Source organism: uncultured Algoriphagus sp. (genome assembly GCF_963974835.1).
Taxonomy (GTDB): Bacteria; Bacteroidota; Bacteroidia; order Cytophagales; family Cyclobacteriaceae; genus Algoriphagus.
In genome coordinates, this window is sequence record NZ_CAXBET010000002.1 from 264,837 (window position 1) to 287,419 (window position 22,583).

Annotated in this window: 16 protein-coding genes; 14 read left to right on the forward strand and 2 right to left on the reverse strand. The window is 39.4% G+C overall.

What is annotated here, in order from left to right; translation table 11 throughout:
- The first annotated feature begins 12 nt into the window (after window positions 1-12).
- The 10 genes from AACZ73_RS07185 (at window position 13) to AACZ73_RS07230 (ending at window position 14,349) form a co-directional block, all read left to right on the forward strand.
- Window positions 13-672 (forward strand): hypothetical protein, encoded by a 660-nt coding sequence (locus tag AACZ73_RS07185; protein ID WP_339876717.1) that lies wholly within the window; start codon window positions 13-15, stop codon window positions 670-672.
- Entirely contained in the window at window positions 659-2,323 is a 1,665-nt protein-coding gene (locus tag AACZ73_RS07190) for a S8 family serine peptidase (RefSeq protein WP_339876719.1), read from the forward strand. The genes AACZ73_RS07185 and AACZ73_RS07190 overlap by 14 nt, the downstream gene beginning before the upstream one ends.
- A gap of 55 nt (window positions 2,324-2,378) precedes the next feature.
- Window positions 2,379-3,038, forward strand: a complete 660-nt coding sequence (gene rpe, locus AACZ73_RS07195) for a ribulose-phosphate 3-epimerase (protein WP_339876720.1) — start codon at window positions 2,379-2,381, stop codon at window positions 3,036-3,038.
- A 113-nt stretch (window positions 3,039-3,151) separates the two neighbouring features.
- A complete protein-coding gene (locus AACZ73_RS07200; RefSeq protein ID WP_339876722.1) occupies window positions 3,152-3,661 on the forward strand; it encodes a hypothetical protein in 510 nt (169 codons plus the stop codon).
- A 95-nt stretch (window positions 3,662-3,756) separates the two neighbouring features.
- Window positions 3,757-4,779 (forward strand): hypothetical protein, encoded by a 1,023-nt coding sequence (locus AACZ73_RS07205; protein WP_339876723.1) that lies wholly within the window; start codon window positions 3,757-3,759, stop codon window positions 4,777-4,779.
- Between the two features lie 96 nt (window positions 4,780-4,875).
- Window positions 4,876-7,449: a DNA gyrase subunit A gene (gene gyrA / locus AACZ73_RS07210; protein WP_339876724.1), complete on the forward strand. Its 2,574-nt coding sequence runs from the start codon at window positions 4,876-4,878 to the stop codon at window positions 7,447-7,449.
- 27 nt (window positions 7,450-7,476) lie between these two features.
- A complete protein-coding gene (locus AACZ73_RS07215; protein ID WP_339876725.1) occupies window positions 7,477-8,688 on the forward strand; it encodes a tetratricopeptide repeat protein in 1,212 nt (403 codons plus the stop codon).
- A 169-nt stretch (window positions 8,689-8,857) separates the two neighbouring features.
- Window positions 8,858-9,988, forward strand: a complete 1,131-nt coding sequence (locus AACZ73_RS07220) for an acyloxyacyl hydrolase (RefSeq protein WP_339876726.1) — start codon at window positions 8,858-8,860, stop codon at window positions 9,986-9,988.
- Window positions 9,989-10,070: 82 nt separating this feature from the next.
- Window positions 10,071-12,527, forward strand: coding sequence for a PIG-L family deacetylase (locus AACZ73_RS07225; protein ID WP_339876727.1), 2,457 nt, complete (start codon window positions 10,071-10,073; stop codon window positions 12,525-12,527).
- Between the two features lie 103 nt (window positions 12,528-12,630).
- Complete coding sequence (locus tag AACZ73_RS07230) at window positions 12,631-14,349, forward strand: sodium:solute symporter (protein ID WP_339876728.1); 1,719 nt, start codon at window positions 12,631-12,633, stop codon at window positions 14,347-14,349.
- Between the two features lie 172 nt (window positions 14,350-14,521).
- On the opposite strand, the gene AACZ73_RS07235 is transcribed toward AACZ73_RS07230, so the two are convergent.
- Window positions 14,522-15,367: a DUF2911 domain-containing protein gene (locus AACZ73_RS07235; protein WP_339876729.1), complete on the reverse strand. Its 846-nt coding sequence runs from the start codon at window positions 15,365-15,367 to the stop codon at window positions 14,522-14,524.
- 176 nt (window positions 15,368-15,543) lie between these two features.
- Here AACZ73_RS07235 and AACZ73_RS07240 point away from each other — a divergent pair, with 176 nt between their 5' ends.
- Window positions 15,544-16,464, forward strand: coding sequence for a glyoxylate/hydroxypyruvate reductase A (locus AACZ73_RS07240; protein WP_339876730.1), 921 nt, complete (start codon window positions 15,544-15,546; stop codon window positions 16,462-16,464).
- 8 nt (window positions 16,465-16,472) lie between these two features.
- A complete protein-coding gene (locus AACZ73_RS07245) occupies window positions 16,473-17,315 on the forward strand; it encodes a universal stress protein (RefSeq protein WP_339876974.1) in 843 nt (280 codons plus the stop codon).
- Window positions 17,316-17,471: 156 nt separating this feature from the next.
- Here AACZ73_RS07245 and AACZ73_RS07250 read toward each other — a convergent pair whose 3' ends face one another.
- Window positions 17,472-18,194, reverse strand: a complete 723-nt coding sequence (locus AACZ73_RS07250; RefSeq protein WP_339876732.1) for a tetratricopeptide repeat protein — start codon at window positions 18,192-18,194, stop codon at window positions 17,472-17,474.
- Between the two features lie 256 nt (window positions 18,195-18,450).
- On the opposite strand from AACZ73_RS07250, the gene holA reads away from it, so the two are divergent.
- The gene (holA, locus tag AACZ73_RS07255) at window positions 18,451-19,479 is read left to right on the forward strand and encodes a DNA polymerase III subunit delta (protein WP_339876734.1); all 1,029 of its coding nucleotides are present in this window, start codon (window positions 18,451-18,453) and stop codon (window positions 19,477-19,479) included.
- A gap of 113 nt (window positions 19,480-19,592) precedes the next feature.
- Window positions 19,593-22,583 (forward strand): tetratricopeptide repeat protein, encoded by a 2,991-nt coding sequence (locus AACZ73_RS07260; protein ID WP_339876736.1) that lies wholly within the window; start codon window positions 19,593-19,595, stop codon window positions 22,581-22,583.

Here is a 22,583-nt window from a genome sequence, read left to right on the forward strand (position 1 = left end):
TCCACTGGCACTATGAATAAACAGTTAAATCTTCTAGTAATAATTGTGTTTGCACTTTTCTCTTCGTGTGAAAGAGAAATAGAGGATGGTCAAGTAGATTATGGTTTTGATTTTCAACCTTTAGGAGTTGGATTGTTCTGGACATATGAGGTCGATCAGACTATTTACTATGGAGAAAACGATTCGGAGCAAGAGCAATTTTTTTATAGGGATAGCATTACGGGATTCTATCCCAATCAGGAAGGTGATCAAGTATATATTGTAGAGCGGTCACGATCTTCCGACAAATTGAGCTGGGAATATGAAGTTGAGTACACACTAATACAGCGTGGCCAATCTCTTATAAGGACATTTGAAAATCAGCCGGTAGTCGCTTTGGTTTTCCCTCCAAAAAATGGAGTTGTATGGAATGGTAATGCGTATAGAAATGTAGCACAGGATGATTTTGAAATCGTCAGTTCCAGCACATCAATACGAGTCAATCAAGAAGATAGTGACGACTTGGTGACATATAGAGATATTCGCTATGAAGTTTATGATAGGAATGTAGGTTTGGTGGAGAAGTACGAAGAGGTGCTGACTTACTGTTCCAGAAATGATTGCCTGGGTGATATGCTGATTGATTCGGGATCCAAGACGTTCATGAAATTGACTGACTATGGGAAGGATTAAAATCTTCGTGTGGTTATTATTTTCTATAGCATTCTTTGGAAATGCTATTGCTCAGGACAGATACGCTGTGTTTTATAAATACAAGCCCCAAGAAGGTTTTTCGCTTTCTCAACCGAATGAATTCCTAACTCAAAAAGCATTAGATAGACGGAGTAAAGAAGGCTTGTCAATTGATAGTTTGGATCTGCCTGTTTCCCAGAAATACATAGCTGCAGTTGAGGAAAAGTCAACTTATATTCTCTATTCAAGCAAATGGTTCAATGCAACCGTTTTGGTGAGTGATGAAGAAGGAGTACGGGAATTGGAGGCATTACCTTTCGTGGATAGTGTGATATTAATAGGCAGAGGCTTTATTACCAATCCTAATGAAAGAATTGAGAGAGATTTTAATTCAAGAATTCCGAAAAAATTTGTTGCTCCAGTTGCAAAAAGTACACGGGAATTAGAAGTCAATGAAGAAACTTACGACTTCCAGAATGCTTTACTGGGAATAGATAAAATGCATGAAGAAGGGTTTACTGGAAAAGGAGTAACGATTGCAGTATTTGATGCAGGCTTTCCCGGCGCCAATACTGCCAGCTCTTTAGCTCATTTACAAAGCAACGGTCAAATAATAGCAAGCAAGGATTTTGTCAGACCTTGGAATCAGGATGTTTATTCGGAAAATCAGCATGGGACTAATGTTCTTTCACTTATAGCTTCAAAAGAGCCTGGAAAAATGGTAGCGGGAGCTCCTGATGCTACATACATTTTGGCCATAACGGAGGAAATAGCTACAGAATATTGGGTTGAGGAATATAACTGGGTTCGTGCAGCTGAATTTGCAGACAGTTTGGGTGCTGACATTATCAGCAGTTCACTCGGATATTGGGATTTTGATGATCCTGAGATGAATTATTCTTTGGAGGGTTTGGATGGGGAAACTACCATTATTGCCAGGGGAGCAAGTATCGCCGCGAGCAAAGGAATCCTTGTAGTAAACAGTGCAGGAAATACTGGTCCATCTGAAGCGACATTAAATTCCCCTTCCGATGCTATAGGGATTTTAGCTATAGGTTCAGTGGATAGAGAGCTGAATGTTTCAGGCTTCAGTTCTCGTGGACCCACAGGAGATGGTAGAATCAAACCGGATTTGACAGCTTTTGGAGAAGGAGCAACTCTCATTCGGTCAAATGGAGAAGTTGGCTTTTCAAATGGCACTTCATTTTCTGCTCCTCAGATTGCAGCATTGGCAGCAGGACTTTGGGAAGCAAAGCCAGAATGGACAAAGGATGAATTGATAGAAAACCTTTTAAATAGTGGGACGCAATCCGACAATCCTGATAATTTGATAGGTTATGGAATCCCTAATTTTATAAGTGCCTTGTATGGCGATATTCTTGGCGTCGATGATAGGGGAGAGTTTTTGGATTGGAAGGTTTATCCAAATCCGATTATAGAAGATGAGTTGTACATATTTTTTGGAAATAGCTTAAGTGCTGAATTCAGACTGATTGACCTTAATGGACGAACTATAACTAACAAAATCTTGAATAGATCAACTGTGAAAGATCCTTTCCAGATAATCTTGCAGAATGTAAAACCAGGATTCTATCTGATCCAGATGCAGGACGGATCGCAGATCAAGCATAGCAAATTGATAAAAAGGTGAGAATTTGGGGGCTGTGTTTTAATTTAGTTTTTTTACATAACCAAAAGAATAACTCATGTCACCCTTAGTTGCTCCGTCTATACTTGCTGCAGATTTTGCAAATCTTCAAAAAGAAGTAGAAATGCTGAATGTTTCTGAAGCAGATTATATTCACGTAGATATCATGGATGGTGTTTTTGTACCAAATATTTCATTTGGTATTCCTGTTACAGAAGCAATCTACCGTCATGCGAAAAAGCCACTAGATGTACACTTGATGATAGTGAATCCTGATAACTATCTGGAGTCTTTTAGAAATGCTGGTGCTGATATAATCTCCGTTCATTATGAAGCATGTACCCATCTGCATAGAACTTTACAAGCTATTAGAAATCTAGGAGCAAAGACAGGTGTGGCAATAAATCCCCATACACCTGTGGAATTTTTGACCGATGTTATCCAGGATATTGATCTGGTCTGTATGATGTCTGTAAATCCGGGATTTGGCGGGCAAAAATTTATTGAGAATACTTATTCAAAAATTTCCAGGTTAAAGCATTTGATTTTAGCTAAAGGGGCAAAAACAAAAATCGAAATAGATGGCGGAGTTACTGTTAAAAATGCCTCTCAATTGCTTTCTGCTGGGGCAGATGTATTTGTAGCAGGGAGTTTTGTATTTAACTCAACTGACCCTCTAGCCATGATACGAGAGCTTAAAGGAATTACTTTAGTTTGATTTTTATAATGACCATCTATCATAAAAAAACTTAAAAAGTGCCTTTATTTCTTGAATTTCTAGCTTTTGGTTATTTTATTGAATACTATAAAGAAATCAAAATCAGAATGTTTATGAAAAAAGTATTGCTTTTCGGAGCGTTATTCGCGTTCCTAGGGCTTGCTGCCTACGCACAAGATGAAGAGAAAGTCACAGATGAGGACTTGGCAAAATACGCCAACATGGAAGTAGAATTTAGCAATTTCGTCAATTCTAGAACTGATTCGTTGAAATCTATGATATTGGAAAATGAAATTTTTCAAGGAGGAGCGAGATATAATGAAATCAAAGCTGTTTGGGGAGATGAAGCTAAAATGACTGAAGCCAAAGTAACGGATGAAGAAAAAGCAGCCTACGAAGAGGTTCAAGCTTTTCAGGATTCTCAACAGGATGTAATGAAGGAATTTAAAACCGATCTGATCATGGATGAGGAAGTCCTTGGAGCCGGTACTTATAATAAAGTGCTTGCCGCTACTAAAGAAGATCCGGCTATAAAAGAAAAATTGGATGGAATGATTGCTGAAATCAAGGCAAAGCAGGATGCTGAAAAAGAAGATGCTGCAAAACCTACAGATGGAAAATAAGTATTTATTTCAGATATTATGAAGATGCCTCCCATATGGGAGGCATCTTTTTTTTAATTTCACACCAAGATCCCAAAGTATTCGTTTAGAAAAATATGAATTTTAAAAAGTTACCCATTTCTATTATCCTTTGTTTTGCCATGACTTCCTTGATGGCGCAGGAGGAAGATATATTCGGAATATCTGATAAAGCAAAAAGTCCAAAAAGTGAATCAGGCCTAGGTAATGTCACCAGGAATCTCTTAGAGATGTTCAGCTTGGAGCTTTCTGGAGGAGGTGCTTATCAACAATTTGGGACAGCTTTCTATTCTCCTAACCCAAGCCTTTACCCGTTCAATAGATACCAGAATCTTGAGGGAGATCCGTTGGACATTTCCGAGGAAAACCCACTGAATATGAAAGGCGGAGACATGGTGTTTCCAAACTGGAATGGCGGTGTCCGGATCAATTTATTTAATCTTTTAACCGTTGGAGGTGGTTTTGGACAAGAGTGGGGAAACTTAGCTCCTATGCAAGGCGGAGACTATCAGTTTGATTTTGAGGGAGCTACTTATCAAGCTAACAAACTTTATGGTACTGTAGGATTGGTGTTATACGATGCCAACAGAAGACGTGCTTTTCTCAATTGGAGATATAGAAATTATTCATCATCTAACCTCTACATGCAATCTGAATTAAGACAGCGTGCACGTCAGATTTATCCGTGGCGATTTATTTTGGAAGCAGAATTTGGGAAGTTGACACTCAATAAAGCTTATGATGCAGCATTGGATGGTGGAACGGAACCATATGTCCCACATCTAGCAGTTTCTGACAAAAACTATTATGGATTGGGGCTCAGAATAGAGAGGGATTTGTCAGATTATACTAAGGTATTCGTAAAAGGAGGAGCAGACTTTCGCAAATTCACCTACTCATCAGCTGATTTCTCAGAGTTTCAAGATTTAGATCAAAAGGTTTACGCTATGCAAGTTGGGCTTGCCGTGAGTTTTCCTGGTACTAAGCGTTGTAAAATCGCAGGATGTGGTGTAGTGATGAAGCATATGCACAACGGTATAGAGTATAGAGGAAGCGGAATTTTCAATTTTCAGAACAGGAAAGTCGGGCAGTGGTACTAAAGTCCTGATTATCCTGATTGGTCTTTGCAATCTCTTTTCAAAACCAGTCTGTTTTTACTATCTTGCAGCCTTAATCGACCCCGTGAATAGCATTATATGGCTCAAGGAGAAAACGAGAATATCATACCCATTAACATTGAAGAGGAAATGCGTGGTGCCTACATCGATTATTCGATGTCGGTTATTGTTTCAAGAGCACTTCCTGATGTCCGTGACGGACTAAAACCAGTACACCGCAGAATCCTTTTCGGGATGCAGGAACTGGGAGTATTACATAACAAACCTTATAAAAAATCTGCCAGAATTGTCGGGGAGGTACTAGGAAAGTATCACCCTCATGGTGATTCTGCTGTGTACGAAACGATGGTTCGTATGGCGCAGCCTTGGTCTCTTAGATATCCTATGGTGGATGGTCAAGGTAACTTTGGTTCCGTCGATGGAGATAATCCTGCAGCGATGCGTTATACCGAGGCAAGACTCAAGCGTATAGCTGAGGAGCTTTTGGTGGATATCAATAAAGAAACAGTAGATTTTCAATTCAACTTCGATGACTCCCTGAAGGAGCCAATCGTTTTGCCTGCTAAAGTGCCAGCCCTTTTATTAAATGGTGCTTCGGGTATTGCGGTAGGTATGGCCACGAATATGGCTCCTCACAATTTGGGAGAAGTCATAGATGGTATTGTAGCATATATTGACAATAATGAGATCACCGTTGCTGAACTGATGGAGCATATCATTGCACCTGATTTTCCAACTGGTGGAATTATCTATGGTTACAATGGAGTAAAAGCTGCTTTCGAAACTGGCCGTGGACGAGTGGTAATGCGCGGCAAAGCCAACGTGGAAATCAAGGATGGAGGAAGCAAAGAGATGATCGTCATCACGGAGATTCCATACATGGTGAATAAGGCCAGCATGGTAGAGAAAACTGCTGCGCTAATCAATGAAAAGAAAATTGATGGAATTTCAGCAATTCGTGATGAGTCAGATCGCTCAGGAATGCGAATCGTATATGAGCTGAAGCGCGATGCGATTTCAAGTGTTGTTTTAAACAATCTATACAAGCATACACAATTACAGACTTCATTCTCAGTGAATAACGTTGCCTTAGTAAAAGGTAGACCACAGACGCTGAATTTGAAAGACATGATTGTTCATTATGTGAATCACCGTCATGAGGTAGTGATCCGCAGAACGGAATATGAACTTAGAGAAGCTGAGAAAAGAGCACATATACTTCAAGGTTATTTGATCGCTTTAGATCATTTGGATGAAGTAATTACCTTGATCAGAAACTCTGCAGATCCTGAGACAGCAAGAAATGGTTTGATCGAAAGGTTTGATTTAAGCGAAATTCAGGCAAGAGCTATTCTCGACATGAGATTGCAGCGATTGACAGGAATGGAGCGAGAGAAGATCATCAATGAGTACAACGAGATCATGGCTTTGATCGAAGAACTCAAAGAAATTCTCGCCAACGAAGACAAAAGGATGGAAATCATCAAAGAGGAGCTTTCAGAAATGAAAACCCGATATGCTGATGACCGTAGAACTGAAATTGAGCACAATGCAGAAGATTTCAGCTATGAAGATATGATCCCAAATGAGGAAGTGATTATCACTGTCTCTCATGAGGGATATGTAAAGCGTACCGCTCTTTCAGAATATAGAACTCAAGGTAGAGGTGGGGTAGGTTCACGTGGGGTAAGCACCAAGCAAGATGACTTTACTGAGTATTTGTTTACTGCATCTACACACAATTACTTATTGATTTTTACTGATAAGGCTAAATTGTTCTGGTTGAAGACCTATGCAATTCCAGAAGGATCTAAAACTTCCAAAGGCAGACCTATTCAGAATTTGATTAGCATCGAGCAGGACGATAAAATCCGGTCAATCATACAAGTGGCGGATTTGAATGATCAGGATTATCTGAACAATCACTTCCTGGTCATGGTGACCAAGAATGGTATCATTAAGAAAACCACACTTGAACAATACAGTCGCCCAAGAACTAACGGAATCATTGCATTGAATATCCGTGAGGATGATCAACTGGTGAAGGTAGAGATGACGAATGGCAGTCAACATATAGTCATCGCTGCTAAGTCTGGTCGTGCAATTCACTTTAACGAAACTGCAGTTCGTCCTATGGGACGTACAGCTACAGGCGTAAAAGCTATTAAGTTAAATGATGATAAGGATTATGTGATTGGCATGGTATGTGCGTCCGAAGAAAATGCAACATTGCTTGTAGTCTCTGAAAAGGGATACGGTAAACGCTCTAAGCTTGACGAGTATAGAATCACCAACAGAGGAGGAAAAGGAGTGAAAGCAATGAGTGTCACTGAGAAGACTGGTACTCTAGTTGCCATCAAAGAAGTCGTTGAAACAGATGACCTGATGATCATCAATAAATCAGGAATCACCATCCGTATTTCTGTGGATGGACTTCGAGTGATGGGCAGAGCCACTCAAGGAGTAAGATTGATTAAAATAGGAGAAAATGATGAAATTTCCTCCGTAGAGAAAATATCAAAAGAAGAAGAGGCTGAGGTGATAGATGATGCAGTAGTAGTGTCGGACGAAAACTCTGAAGTACCAACTGATAATGCTTCACCGGAAGAGCCTGAGGATACTTCTGATGAATCAGATGAAATTAACGAATAACCAACCAAACAAGAAAAATAAGCTAAAATGAAGAAGCTAATTCTATCAATGGCCTTGATCGGTGCAACGACTCTGGCTTTTGCACAAAAAAAAGTGGTTCGCTCAGCAGAGAAGAACTTTAAATCTGGTGATTTGACAGCTGCTATGACTGATATAGAAGCTGCAAGTGCTGATCCAGAAACTTCGGAAGATCCTGCAACATATCTTTTAAAAGCTCAGATTGAGACCAAAATGTTTGGATCTGATTCTTCCAATTCCGCTTCCACTGTGGAAACTGGTCAAGCAGCATTAGAGACTTACAACAAAGCTTTTGAAATGGGCGGAGGAGATAAGGAGAGCGGAGTTGGTAAGGATATCTATACAGAGGACATGCCAGGTGTTCCTGATAACCTTCGACCATATTCTATTTATACTCTTAAAAACATGTCTTTTGACAAAGCATTAGAAAGATATAATGCAGAAGATCAGGAAATGGCTTATGAGTTCTTTGACTTGGCCGGTGCTATTGACCTAAATGACACAACAGTTCACTACAATGCTGGTTTCATAGCAAATGACCTTGGTAAATTTGAAGAAGCTAAGAAGCACTTTGGATACCTATTAGACATCGAAGATTATAATAAATTGACTGTTTATTATTTAATGGTTCAGATTCTAAGTGGAGAAGATAAAAATCCAGAAGCAGCATACGAAATGATCATGCAAGGCCGTGAAGATTATCCTGAAGATAAGGTACTTGCGGAATACGAGATTCAATTGCTACTTCAGTTGAACAAAATGGATGAGGCTATGGCTTCCATTCAGGATGCGTTGAAAAATGATCCAAACAATGCTGGAATTCTATTAAGATCAGGATATCTTAAAGAACAAGCAGGCGATATGGACGGTGCTCTTGAAGATTACAAAAAGTCAGTTGTGGCAGATCCAGAATTCTATGATGGAAACTATTATGCTGGAGCATTATTGTTGGAGAAATCCAGAGAAATTCTAGCTGAATTGAATGCACTTTCAGATGAGGAGTGGGAAGCAAAATCGAAAGAGATGACTGATGAGGCAAATCTTCATTACAAAGAGGCTATTCCATATTTTGAAAAAGCATTGGAAATTAGACCTGAAAATACAGACGTAATGGCTATCCTTTTCCAAGTTCATACACGCTTGAAAAATACTGAGGAAGCAGAAAAATACAACAAAATGTTGATCGAGCTTAAAGGTGCAAACTGGCAAGAAAACGGTTGATAATTAATTAAAAACCACATTAAAAGCCTCTGAATTTACTTTCGGGGGCTTTTTTTTGTGGTTAGAATTCTTGTAATTCTTTCATTGAGCATCGTGATTTGATTTATAGAATTAGGTAGGTAGTTTTTTCCAATATTTTTATCTTTGCCTTCGGAAATTCTATCTAGCGATGCGATTGCACATTACTCTGTTTTTAGCTTTAAAATTTTTTGTTTTAATTTCTTTTCAAGTAAGAGCGCAGTCGAAAAAATTCATTGAACTATCTTACGATCAAGGACCTATCATTGGTAATCATAAGGATTGGGCTGATGAAATTATAGATAAAACAGCTTATGCAGGTGTTGATGTAAGATTTGGCTGGAGAAGCAGCAACAATACTTATTATAATTACATTAATAGATTTCCGAGCTATGGAGTTGGGTTCACTTCAGCTTTGAACTATTATTATGAAATAGGCCGTCCTATGGGCATATATGGCTTTGGAGAATTTCCTTTTGGGAAGAATAATTTTGATAGAAAGCTTAATTTCAGTTACTATGCCCAAATAGGTCTAGGATTCAATATGAATCCCTATGACGCTGAGACTAATCCAACTAATGGTTTTGTTGGATCAGCTGTTAATGTACATGTACATTTTGGGTTAAAAGCATCCTATCAAATCACAAAGTCCATTGAAGCATTTTCCTCTATAGGTACAAAACACTATTCAAATGGATCCATCAAAAAGCCTAATGCCGGAATAAATTTTATTCCCATCGCTTTAGGAGTTCGCCTAAATTTAGATCAAGAGCAATTCCATCCTGGTGAGAAACCAGTTTTTCCTCCTTTGGAAAAGAGAGGATTTTGGAATATTTCAGCTTACACAGGATTGAAAAGTTATGAAATTGGTGAGAAAGCTTACTTCAGGGGCGGGTTAGGAGTAAATTACCTATGGGAAATCTCCTATAAATATCGCGGAGGAATAGGTTTAGATTGGTTTTATGGAGCAGGAGCCAAGGATCGTTTTCCAAATGATGAAATCACCTTTGATGATTCCAATTCTCTGGCTGTGGTGGGATCATGGGAATGGAAGCTAACAAGAAACTTATACATGCCAATAGGAATTGGAGTCTACTTAAACAAGGCTCATTACAATCAGGAAACTACCAATTTCTATGAGCGAATTGGTGTCCGCTATCGCATGAACAATAATGTCTTTGCCGGTGTACAGATTAAAGCACATAGGGTGAAAGCTGATTTTTTTGAGTTTACCCTAGGTTATACAATTCCGGGCAAAGTGCGAAAAATTGTTACTCCCTAGGCAATTCCAGCTCATTTAATCAAATAATATTTTTATTTCCAATTGGCTTATTCTAGCTTGTAGCGATAAATTACGCCCATCCATGACCAAGTCCATCTTGTTCAGATCTTTAGCATTTATTTCCTTTCTGCTAACAAGTCTGATCTGTAATTCCCAAACCGTTCCTTCTTCTGAGATTTATCACAAGTTACTCCAACTCAAAGAAACTAAGCGGGTACTTTATGTTGCAGCTCATCCTGATGATGAAAATACACAGTTGATCGCATCACTCAGAAATGGAGAGCATGTGCAAGTAGCTTACCTTAGTTTGACTCGTGGAGATGGAGGGCAGAATTTATTAGGAAAAGAACTGGGAATAGAACTTGGTCAGATCAGGACTCAAGAGTTATTGAAAGCGAGAGAAACCGATGGAGGCAGGCAGTTTTTTACCCGCGCCATGGATTTTGGCTATTCCAAAAATCCTTATGAAACCTTACAGAATTGGGATAAAGAAAAGGTTCTTTCTGATGTAGTCTGGGTAGTAAGGAAGTTTAGGCCAGATATTATTATTACTAGATTTAACACGGTGCCGGGAGAAAATCATGGGCATCACACCACTTCCGCTATTTTAGCAGGGGAAGCTTTCGATCTAGCAGCTGACCCAAAAGCCTACCCAGAGCAGCTTGAATATGTTGAAACTTGGCAGCCAAGAAGAATCTTTTGGAACTCATATAATTTCGGTGGAGAGTTTAAGCCAATCGAATCAGAACAATATGCAGTTTTTCAGGTTGGGGAATTCAATAGTTTACTCGGAGAAACTCACAGTAAAATAGCAGCGGATAGTCGTACAATGCATAAATCTCAAGGCTTTGGTGCTACACCAAGGATAGGAGCAGCTGAAGATCACTTGCAATTCATAAAAGGAGAACCATTCATAACGTCTGCTTTTGAAGGAATACCTGATCGATGGCAAGAAATACAAGGAGGCAAGGAAATCGAGACTTTGATTCAAAGCGTTATTGAGAAATTCAATTTTACTGAGCCGGTAAATAACTTAAAAGCGCTGATGGAAATTCGATCTAAACTATTAGAAACTGAATTGAAGTATCCTTGGATCGTGGAAAAGAGAAAGAATTTAGATGAATTAATTTTTGAAGTACTTGGATTAAAAATGGAGTTTGTGACCAACCAAGAGCTTGGATATGCTGGAGAAGAAATCAAAGCAAGTTTGGTGGTGAATAATCCATCTGCAGTTTTGGTTGAGGATATTTCTCTACAAATGCACGATAAGAGTTATTCGGATATGAATGGCACTTCAGTAAATAATCAGCCAGTTCAAATTCCTGTTGAATTCAAAGTAAACGAAAATGCACCTCTTTCGCAGCCTTACTGGCTAGTCAACCCAATAAAGGATGCAATTTATGATGTCAGTGATCAACTCATGATTGGAAAACCTTTTAACGAAGTCAAAGTTGGCGCGTATTTGATGTTTAAGATTGACAGTCAGGATTTCCAAGTAACAATTCCTCTAGAATATAAATACAATGATCAGGTGGATGGTGAATCGAAGCAGCCATTTACCATTGTTCCGGAAATTAACCTAAATGTATCCGATCAAAATGTCTTTTTAATTCCTGGAGTAAGCCCTGTGATAACTGTGACAGTTAATTTCAATGGAGATATAAAGGAGGGTGATCTCACTTTTAAAAACCTGAAGAATTCAGAATTTGAAATTATTGGCGTAGAAAATAATCCAACTCAGAAGAAGAAAACTTATCAGGTTTCTTTCAAACTGGATAAAAACGAAAAGAGAGAAGTGGTTTCTCTTTTCACTACTAAGGAAGGAAAATTGTATGATCAGGTCACCCATCGGATTTCTTATAAGCATATACCAAACCTGACTTATTTTTCGCCGGCATCTATTAATCTGATTCAGGAAGAATGGAAGGTGTCTGGAGCTAAAATCGGTTATATTATGGGAGCTGGGGACGATGTGCCGGCAGTGCTTTCCTCTCTTGGATATAAGGTCTCTGAAATTACAGATTATTCTCTTACTAATCTTTCTCAGTACAAGAGTATAGTAGTTGGAATCAGAGCTTATAATACAAATGCGGCACTGGCAGCGAACCAACAAAATCTTATGTCGTATGTAGAGAATGGAGGAACTGTGGTAGCTCAGTACAATGTCAGTCGGCCGTTATTGATTGAAAATCTGGGACCGTATCCATTTACCATAAGTAGGGATAGAGTAACAGTGGAGAATTCTCCTTTCGAGGCGGATTGGAATCATCCGGTTTTAGCTGGACCCAATAAGATAACTCCTGCTGATTTTGACGGTTGGATTCAGGAAAGAGGACTCTATTTTGAAGCTGACATTGCTCCTGAATATTCTACTCCGCTCACCTTTCAGGATCCAGGAGAAGATCCGTTGAATGGTTCTTTGATCTATACTAAATATGGCAAGGGGACTTTTATTTACACGGGGCTCTCATTCTTCAGAGAATTACCAGCTGGTGTTCCTGGTGCTACTAAATTATTCATCAACCTGATCGAGCAATAATTTTGGAGGAAAAGCAAATACGTTGGAAATACCTTTATGCTGGGTTGATTGCATGCCTTTTTATTTTGATGGCTATTTTTTATTGGCTTAAAGTAGCCTACGCATGAGCACGGTAGATTGGGTAGTGCTCTTCGGAACGTTGGCACTTATTGCTACTTATGGCGTCTATAAAACCTATGGACCAAAAAGCTTAGATTCTTATCTCCGTGGTGAAAATTCTATGAACTGGTGGTCGATTGGTTTATCCATTATGGCTACTCAGGCATCTGCGATCACCTTTTTAAGCACTCCGGGGCAAGCATATGAAGATGGGATGAGGTTCATTCAATTTTACTTTGGATTGCCTCTGGCCATGATTATAATTTCGGTGGTTTTTATCCCCATTTATTATCGCCTGAAGGTCTACACAGCCTATGAGTTCCTGGAAAATCGTTTCGATCTAAAAACCAGAACACTTGCAGCATTACTTTTTATAGTACAAAGAGGATTGGCGGCGGGCATTACGATCTATGCACCCGCAATTATTCTCTCCACCTTATTGGGATGGAATCTTACCATAACAAATGTTCTGATCGGCTCAGTAGTTATTCTCTATACGGTTTCTGGGGGTACGGAAGCGGTATCTATCACCCAGAAACAACAAATGGCTGTGATGATGGGAGGGATGATTTTGGCAGGAATTATAGTGATTCAGATGCTTCCAATTTCCTTTCAGGAAGCAATGCATGTAGCGGGTAAGATGGATAAGTTGAATATGATCAACTTTGAGTTTGATATCTCTGACCGATACAATGTCTGGTCAGGAATGACTGCTGCAGTCTTTCTATTTCTATCTTATTTTGGAACAGACCAAAGTCAGGTTCAGCGCTACCTTTCTGGGCAGACACTCTCGCAAAGCCGGATGGGATTGATCATGAATGGCTTTTTGAAGATCCCGATGCAATTCATTATTCTATTTATCGGGGTAATGGTATTCGTGTTTTATCAGTTCTTTTTACCCCCGGTGGTATTCAACCAAGTTCAGACTGATAAACTCCGGGAAAGCGAGTATGCTGGAGAGTTTGAAGGACTGGAAGCAAAGTATGCTGAGAATTTTGAACTTAGTAAAGCTTCCTATCTGGAAATGCTAGAAGCAATTGAAAAAAAGGATGAGGTAAAAGAACAGGAAATTCGACAGAAAATTTCTGTTCTGAAATCCGAACAGCAAGAAATTCGAACCGAAGTAAAAGAAATGATAGTTAGCAACGACCCAGTTGCTGAGACTAGAGATACTGATTATGTTTTTATGCGCTTTGTCATGGATAATCTTCCCAAGGGCATTGTGGGTTTACTTTTCGCTGTAATCTTCTCTGCTGCCATGTCATCCACCGCCTCTGAGTTGAATGCATTGGGATCTACTACCACGGTGGATTTGTATAAGCGCTCAATTAATCAGAAAGCGAGCGACAAGCATTATTTAAGATCTTCCAAGTTATTTACAGCCTTTTGGGGTCTGGGAGCTATTCTCTTTGCTACTTACGCATCTTTGTTTGAAAATTTAATTCAGGCTGTTAATCTTCTTGGTTCACTCTTTTATGGGACAATTCTTGGGATATTCCTGGTAGCTTTTTTTATGAAGTGGGTAAAAGGTCAAGCCGTCTTTATTGCGGCGGTGCTTTCCCAGGCAATTGTATTATTTGTACACTTCAGCAATGGAGATGTAATGGAAGGAAATCTTTGGGGCATTGGATTTCTTTGGTATAATCCTATTGGCTGCTTAGCTGTCATGCTATTAGCAGCGCTGATTCAGCTGGTGATTCCAAAGAAGCAAACCGATCAATGATGTAAGCAAAGAAGCCTCCCTAATTAGGAGGCTTCTTTGTTTCTATCTTTAAGTTGTAGATGAATATTCAATTTTCTAACTCTAATCTATTAAGTGTATTAGTTCTCACACCTTGATTATCACCACAATCTAAATTGTTGAGTTTGAAAAACCAGAGATTGGTTACTCAAAATCATTTAAGTGATTTGATTAGCCTTTCATTCAGACCTACATAATCCTGATTACCTGCCTCCTCTGCAAGATCGATTGCTTCCTCAGCAGATTCTACTGCTTCAGTTTTTTTGCCTAAAGCCGCTTCTATTTTTGCCTTTAGGTGCATAGTCCAGTACTTTGGATCAGCTTCTACAGACTCATTTATCCAATCATACGCTTGATTCATGTCCTTGCTATTCGTGTAATAATAGCTGGCTGCTGAATAAAGCAGGCTTGGATCAGCTGTGTTTGCATCAATTACATACTCTTTGATCTGGGCCATCACGAGGGGATCTACCTGAGTTTCTATTCTAAAATCTACTCTGGTATTTTCCCATTTCAAAGAAAGGTCAGATCCTGTATCTGTCATGTTTGCAAAGCTGATTTCAAAGGTTTCTGCTTTCTTGTTCAATTTTTCTGGCTTTGCTTTAAATCTGATTAGATCATCACTTTGCTCGTAATCAATTGCACCCCATAACTTGATGTTTTTGGAAAGAATCATTGTCCAATCTGATTTTTCAGGAATGGAATAAAGTGCATATTGGCCAGCAGGAACTGTTTGGCCCCCGATGATTACATCTGTAGAAAAAGAAAGAACAGTTGCTCCATTAGCACCAGTTCTCCAGACTTGTCCAAAAGGAACCAATTCTCCAAAGATTTTTCTGCCTTTGGTACTTGGTCTGCTATAGTCCACTGTCACATCAGTTAGGCCAACCTTTTGTGCGATCTTGGCAGCAGGAGAGGCTTGAGGCATTTGGATTTGCTGCGCAAAAGAAAAAAAGCTGCACAACATTAATGTTAAAGAGAAAGCAATTTTTTGTTTCATTAAAATTGAAGTTATAATTTGGTTTAAAGTTACTTAAGCGGAAAACGTGAAATGATGTTTTAAAAAGCTACGCAATTTGATGCTTTTTAAGACAATATCGAAAAGTTAAATTCTCATTTTTCAGCATAAACTAGAACGTTTTTTACCCACATTTTATATACCACGTATAGATAGTTATGAGTTTAGCAATTATAAGTCCCGGTAAGAATCCGGAAGTATGGATAAAAGAATTTAGAGCTCTTGCTCATGATTTGAGTATTGAAGTATATCCAGAGATCACCGAACCTGAAAAAGTAGAATATGTATTCCTTTGGCAGCACCCACAGGGGATACTTTCAGATTTCCCAAATCTTAAACTTATCAGTTCAATGGGAGCTGGAGTGGATCACATTCTGCGGGACAAATCAATTCCATCCAGTATTCCTATAGTCAGAATTGTAGATGAAAAACTTACATTCTCTATGACCAATTATGTGGTAATGGCAGTGTTGAATTTTCATCGACAGTCCGCTCGCTATCAGATGAACCAGACCCGGAAAATTTGGGACATGAGTATGCCGGAGTTGGATGTGACGATAGGAGTGATGGGAGTGGGGGCATTGGGAAAGGATGTTATGGATAAATTGAATTACATGGGATTTCCAGTCGTTGGTTTTGGCTTTTCAGAAAAACCGGAATTTGAATATCCCTATTATACTAAAGACAAGTTAGATGAATTTTTAAAGCAGGTGAATGTGTTGGTATGCTTACTTCCACTTACGCCGGATACGGAAAATATTCTTAATTCATCGTTGTTCGAAAAATGCAATCCGAATACTTATCTGATCAATGTTGCACGTGGCAAGCATTTGGTCGAGGATGATTTAATCAAAGCTTTGGATGATGGACACCTTTCAGGAGCTATGCTGGATGTGTATAGGGAAGAGCCTCTGCCAAAAGACCATCCTTTCTGGGAAAATTGGAAAATAACCATGACTCCACATATCGCCAGTGTGACAAACCCTCAGGCTGCTGCACCGCAAGTGATAGAGAATATAAAGCGCATAAAAGAAAACAGGGAATTGATCAATGTCGTTAACCGAACGAGAGGCTATTGAATACTAACATGGCAGAGGTTTTTAAAATATTATGTCCCACAGATTTTTCTGAATGCTCCCTAAATGCGATTGAGTATGCTACCAGATTGGGAGAAAAATACCAAGCAGATCTTGTGCTTTTTCATGTGCTAAATAGAGAGGACTATGAAAAACTCTCGCCTGCTGATGTCAATGGAAAATACCAAATGGATTTTGTGCGAGAAAAGCTACAGAGCTTGGAAGATGCGATAATTAAAGAGGGGGCGAGGAATGGTCTGCGAAGCTGTATTTCTGTGATTAGAGAAGGGAATATTGTCAAGCTAACTCTGGCTTATTCAAAGGAAATGAATGCTGATCTGATCGTCGTAGGAACTGAAGGGGTGAATGATTTCAGAGAGAATATGATTGGTTCCAGAGCAAGTAGGATCGTGGAGCTATCAGATCGGGATATTTTTGTCGTACCGCGAAAGGTTTACTTTAAAGCTCCACGAAAGCTTGTATACGCGAGTGACTATTTGGAGGAAGATAAAATTGCCATTCAGAAGATTGTGGAAGTTGCAAAGTTTTATGATTCTGAGATTGACATGGTTCATGTAAGTACCACGCATAAAGCGCTGGATAAATCACTTCACATGACTATGATAGAAGAAATAGAGCCGTTTATCAAATACGATAAGGTCAACTTCATACTGAAATCCTTTCGGGATGATATTGCTTTGGGGTTGGAAAATTATCTTCAAACTGCCAAAGGGGATATACTGGTGACATTGAGCGAAAAGAAGTCATTTTTTGATCAGATTTTTTCGAAAAGTCTGTCCAAAAAAATGGCATATTTCATTAATAAGCCACTTTGGGTAATCAAATCTTTTTGAGTGGTTTTCTTAACTAGGGAGGAAGCTGATGAAGCTGTATAGAAACGAACCTCCTTAGCTTACTTGATTTAAGCCTTTAGACTTAAGCCCAAATTAATTCTGTCTTCAGTTTGCTGCAGACTACCACTTTTTAATTTTCATATAAAGTATACGTTATTAGTCACCCTTTTTTCCTCCAAAAAGTCCCTTTAAGTAGTTGCCGAATTCTTTTCGGGTATGTGCATTATTGAAAACAGAGCCCAATGTATTGATGAAGTGGTTGAAAGTCATTTCTTTCATTTGAACTGGGACAATAGCTTTTTCACTTGGTTTTGATCCAATTTCAGGAAGTTCAGAGCTTTCCTCTTTTGACTTTAGACTTGGACCTTCTGCTGGCTTATATCCTACCAAATCATCCGCTTTTTCAAAACTCTTTTTTGATTTAGCCTGATAGCCTAATTTCTCTTCTACCATCCCCTTATTGTTGTGGGAAACAGCATCCTCAGGATCCAATTCAATTGCCTTCTCATAATCGGCTATCGCTCCTTCTAAGTCACCGATTCTGTCCTTAAGATAGGCTCGGCTACTGTACCGATAAGGGTTTTTTGGGTCGAGATTGGCTGCCCGATCAAGTTCAGATAGAGCTTCCTCATTTCTTTTGAGCAGGTGTAAAACCACTGCGCGGTCTGAAATGTAATCCGTATTATAAGGCTCCAAAGAAGTGATTATATCAAATTCTGCCAGTGCTTCTTCAGTTCTTCCCAGTCTAGATAGAATTCTTCCCCGACTCAGATGCAACTGTGGCTGGTTTGGATTAGCTTTTACCAACCCATCAAAAATGGCAAGCGCCTCTTCAAATTTTCCTGATTTATATAATTCTATTCCTTTTTCGAAGCTCATATTCTTTTCATTTTTTACCGCAAAGTGCACGGAGGTTAACGCAGAGGTCGCAAATTTTTTCTTAGGGCTAGTTTTCAGACCTGCTGCAGAAAGACTTGGACTTATCCTAATGCAGTCTCCTGACTGCTCATTGAAAGTTGTTACTCTTACAAAGACAAAGTTAAGCCTGGAATAGTTTACCAAATAATCTTTCTAGGCTTTTTGCAGGCAAATGATTAGGCCTGTTATCTTTAAGGCTTGAGATTACTCCTAATTTATGCCCCAAACACCACAAGCTGTACTTAAAGATCTGAAAGCGAAAAAGTTTGCCCCCATTTACTTTTTAGATGGAGAGGAGCCATTCTTTATTGATCAGATTTCCGACTACATTGAAAAGAATGCCATTGCAGAACATGAGCGTGGATTTAATCAGGTAGTGCTCTATGGAAAAGATGCGAATGTTGGATTGATTATTAATAATGCACGGAAATTTCCGATGATGGCGGATCGCCAAGTGGTGATCGTGAAGGAGGCACAAAGCTTATCGGATCTCACAAAGGAAGATTCTCAAAAATTACTGGTTAATTACGTGCAGAATCCGCTGCCAAGTACCATTTTAGTTTTCGCCCATAAGTACAAAAAGCTTGATGGCAGATCCGCATTATATAAGGAGCTGGATAAGAAAACTGTCTATGTGCGATCGGACAAAGTCAAAGATTATAAGTTGACTGACTGGATTGAAGACTTCATTAAAGAGACAAAACACTCCATTGACAATCGTGCAGCTCAACTTTTGGCGGATTCTATCGGCAACAACCTGGAAGTTCTTTCCAATGAGATAGGGAAGATGTTGATCAATTTCCGTGAACCTACGAAAATAACCAACGAGCACATTTCCAAGTATATAGGTATTAATAAGGACTACAACAATTTTGAATTTCTTAAGGCGATAGGATTTAAGGATGTGGTAAAAGCCAATAAAATCATCCACTATTTCATCCAAAATCCTAAGGCGAATCCCGTGATTCCAATGTTTTCGTTGATGTTCAACTACTTCACCAGAATCGCCTTAATCCACCAAGCAAAGAAAACAGGAGCCAATGAACAGCAGCTTGCCAGTATTCTGGGATTGCCTCCTTTTGTAGTTAAGGAATATTTAGTAGCATCAAGAAACTATAATTTGGGCAAGGTAATTGATGTGTTCGCATACATTAAAGAAGCTGATCTTCGTTACAAGGGAGTTGATTCCGGAAGTTTGAGCGAGGCTGAAAACCTCCGCGAGCTTGTTTACAAGATTTTACACTGATTACCTAAGCCACTGTATGAAATCAAGTATTTCGTAATCCTTACAAGGTGAAATGATTATCACCAATACGAGATTCCATATGGCCTTTACCTAAAAGGACAAATTATAATCATATGAAATATCACCTTGTGCTCCTTGCGACCCTAGGACTTAGTGTTGAGGCGTATTCGCAGTCGAGCCTCTATCAGACAAGTCCTCAACAAAAGTTAGATCATAATCTGGAGCTTTTTGATAAGCAGCTTTTTTCTGCAAGTATTTATGATAACACAAGGCTTCTGGAAAAACCCATCAACTCAGGTCAGGCAAAAGCTGCCGAACTGAACAGAGCTATGGCTTCGCTTCAGATTGAAAGTCCGGATGGGGCAGGCCTAATGAAAAAATACATTTACGATCACGGGAATGACCCTTCGGTTACCACTGCTGGATTGTATTTGGGAGACCACTTTTTCTTCAAAAAGAATTTCGCTGAAGCTATTGATAGCTATAAATTAGTGGAGGTAGAAAAATTACCTGTAGAAAGTCAAGCTGAAGTACTTTTCAAACAGGGCTATTCACATTTTCAGTTGAATCAATATGCTGAAGCCACTCCATATTTTGATCAAGGCAAAGCACTTAATCAGCAAGCAAGTTTTGATTCCTATTATTATAGCGGCTTCATCGCCATGGACCAAGGCAACACTACTAAAGCCATCGCTGATCTTCAGACAGCTTCTCAATCACCTTATTATGCCAACAAGGTGCCATACCTTTTGGCAGCATTATACTACAAGCAAGGAAGCTATGATCAGCTGATTTCTTTTGCTGAGCCAAAATTGACAAATGGTCAAAACCTGGAGAAAAAGGATGTGATTTATTTGTACTTGGCCGAAGCTTATTACGCGAAGAAAAATTTTCCGAAGGCAGCCGAAAATTATGACGCATTTATCAATTCGCGTTCTGGAGAGGAGCTTGGAAGAAATGAAATCTATAAAGCAGGGATTTCTCAGTTTGAAATCAAAAATTACAAACGTGCTACAGATTACCTGAAGGTATCTGCCTCAGCATCCGATGAAATAGGCCAAGCTTCCAGTTATTATTTGGCTCAGGCATATTTAAAATTGGAGAATTATCAGTTTGCCTCTACCAGTTTTCAATCTGCTGCCAAATCTGACTTTAATCCAGCCATTAAGGAAGAGTCTATTTTCAATTATGCTAAAGTGAATCTGCAAAAGGGCAGTTTCCAGGATGCGATCACTGCTTTGGATGAATATGTCGAAGCTTATCCTTCTGGAAAGTACAGGGGAGAAGCTGAGAATTTGCTTTCAGAAGCGTTGGTGAATACGAATGATTACCTTCGGGCAATCGATCAGATGGATAAAATTTCCAATAAATCTCCAAGAATTCAGGAAGCTTATCAAAAGGTGGCATTCTACCAGGCGATGGTTTATTACCGCGACCAAAAATGGAATCCTGCTTTAGCTTACCTAGACAAATCTCTCAAATATCCAGTAGATAAAGCCATGGTTTTGGATTCGTATTTTTGGAAAGGAGAAATAAGTTCAGCCGCGGGTAATTTGCCACAGGCGATCAAATCATACGAACAAGTGCTTAGCAACCGGCCTTCTGGAAGTAATGGTACCGTAGCCAAAACGTATTATGGTCTTGGTTATGCTTTTTTCAACACCCAACAATACTCGAAAGCAGAAGAGCAGTTTAGAAAATTCACTGAAAACCGCCAGATCATAGCAAATAAGCAGCAATACGACGATGCATTGCTGAGATTAGGTGATTGTTATTATGTTCAGAAGAGATTCGGTGAAGCTTCATCCACTTTCCAGCGGGCAATAAATGAGGGCAGTTCAGGAGTAGATTATGCTTATTTTAGATTAGCCGTTGTTCAAAATTTCCAGTCCAGAAACCAGGAAGCTTTGGGGCAACTGGACGCACTAATATCCCGCTATCCTAATAGTTTGTATCTCGAAGATGCGCTTTATCAGCGTGGGCAAATCTATATGGAAGAGACAAGCTACCAAGCTGCTTCCGTTTCATTTTCTGATTTGTTGAGTAGTAAGCCAAACAGCCCTTTCGTCCCATATGCTTTGGAAGGAAGAGCAGTTGCAAATTTCTCGCTGCAGAATTACGATCAGACGGTGAAGGACTACAGCACGATCTTAAATAATCATCCAAATGCCGAAAATGCTGAAACTGCTCTGAAAGGCCTTCAGGAAACATTGGCTCTTCAAGGTAGATCAGGTGAGTTTTCTGATTATTTGACAAAGTATAAAGGAGCTAATCCTAGCAATGGAAGTGTGCAGTCACTGGAATTTGAAGCCGCGAAGGGGACATTTTTCGATAAGAACTACGCCCAAGCTATTCGAGGTTTTGAAAGCTACTTGAAAAATTATCCTCAGTCCGCACAGCGTGCAGATGCATTATATTTCCTTGGAGATAGCTACATGCAGGTAGGTGATATAGATCAAGCATTAGCTCAATTTAAAACTCTTGAAAGAGAACCTGCTTCTCCGCAGAGAATTCGCGCAATGCAGAAGATTGGCGTAATAGAATTGGAAAGAGGGAACTTTGCGCAAGCAATACCATATCTAGAGACTTCCGTCCAAAATGCCCGAAGCAAACCTGAGGAGGCTGAAGCAGTACAGGCTTTGATGATTGCTAACTTTGAGACTAAGAAATATCAGCAGGCAATCACACAAGCCGAGCGTTTGGCTACTTTGGATGGAGTCATTCCTGAATCTTCTCCAAAGGCATTACTAACCAAAGCGAAATCACAGAATGCATTGAATCAGAAATCTCAAGCAGAGTTAACGCTGACTGCTTTGGTAGCTGATTATAAAACGGAGCAAGGAGCAGAAGCACTTTATTTATTAGCTCTTGCTTCACAGGAAAAAGGAGAGATCACACAATCCAATGAATTGATCTTTGACCAATCGGGTCCATTCGTGAATTATGATTATTGGTATGGCAGAATCTTCTTGCTGCTCGCGGATAACTATGTAAAAAGTGGCGAAGACTTTCAGGCAAAAGCTACACTCGAATCTATCGTGGAGAATTCTACCAATCCAGAAATTAAACAAATGGCTCAATCCAAACTTCAAACTCTTAATTAA

Excerpts from the sequence above, each read along its gene's own strand:
- AACZ73_RS07185 (WP_339876717.1), top strand. The coding sequence starts at position 13 with ATGAATAAACAGTTAAATCTTCTAGTAATAATTGTGTTTGCACTTTTC.
- AACZ73_RS07190 (WP_339876719.1), top strand. The coding sequence starts at position 659 with ATGGGAAGGATTAAAATCTTCGTGTGGTTATTATTTTCTATAGCATTC.
- rpe (WP_339876720.1), top strand. The coding sequence starts at position 2,379 with ATGTCACCCTTAGTTGCTCCGTCTATACTTGCTGCAGATTTTGCAAAT.
- AACZ73_RS07200 (WP_339876722.1), top strand. The coding sequence starts at position 3,152 with ATGAAAAAAGTATTGCTTTTCGGAGCGTTATTCGCGTTCCTAGGGCTT.
- AACZ73_RS07205 (WP_339876723.1), top strand. The coding sequence starts at position 3,757 with ATGAATTTTAAAAAGTTACCCATTTCTATTATCCTTTGTTTTGCCATG.
- gyrA (WP_339876724.1), top strand. The coding sequence starts at position 4,876 with ATGGCTCAAGGAGAAAACGAGAATATCATACCCATTAACATTGAAGAG.
- AACZ73_RS07215 (WP_339876725.1), top strand. The coding sequence starts at position 7,477 with ATGAAGAAGCTAATTCTATCAATGGCCTTGATCGGTGCAACGACTCTG.
- AACZ73_RS07220 (WP_339876726.1), top strand. The coding sequence starts at position 8,858 with ATGCGATTGCACATTACTCTGTTTTTAGCTTTAAAATTTTTTGTTTTA.
- AACZ73_RS07225 (WP_339876727.1), top strand. The coding sequence starts at position 10,071 with ATGACCAAGTCCATCTTGTTCAGATCTTTAGCATTTATTTCCTTTCTG.
- AACZ73_RS07230 (WP_339876728.1), top strand. The coding sequence starts at position 12,631 with ATGAGCACGGTAGATTGGGTAGTGCTCTTCGGAACGTTGGCACTTATT.
- AACZ73_RS07235 (WP_339876729.1), bottom strand. The coding sequence starts at position 15,367 with ATGAAACAAAAAATTGCTTTCTCTTTAACATTAATGTTGTGCAGCTTT.
- AACZ73_RS07240 (WP_339876730.1), top strand. The coding sequence starts at position 15,544 with ATGAGTTTAGCAATTATAAGTCCCGGTAAGAATCCGGAAGTATGGATA.
- AACZ73_RS07245 (WP_339876974.1), top strand. The coding sequence starts at position 16,473 with ATGGCAGAGGTTTTTAAAATATTATGTCCCACAGATTTTTCTGAATGC.
- AACZ73_RS07250 (WP_339876732.1), bottom strand. The coding sequence starts at position 18,194 with ATGAGCTTCGAAAAAGGAATAGAATTATATAAATCAGGAAAATTTGAA.
- holA (WP_339876734.1), top strand. The coding sequence starts at position 18,451 with ATGCCCCAAACACCACAAGCTGTACTTAAAGATCTGAAAGCGAAAAAG.
- AACZ73_RS07260 (WP_339876736.1), top strand. The coding sequence starts at position 19,593 with ATGAAATATCACCTTGTGCTCCTTGCGACCCTAGGACTTAGTGTTGAG.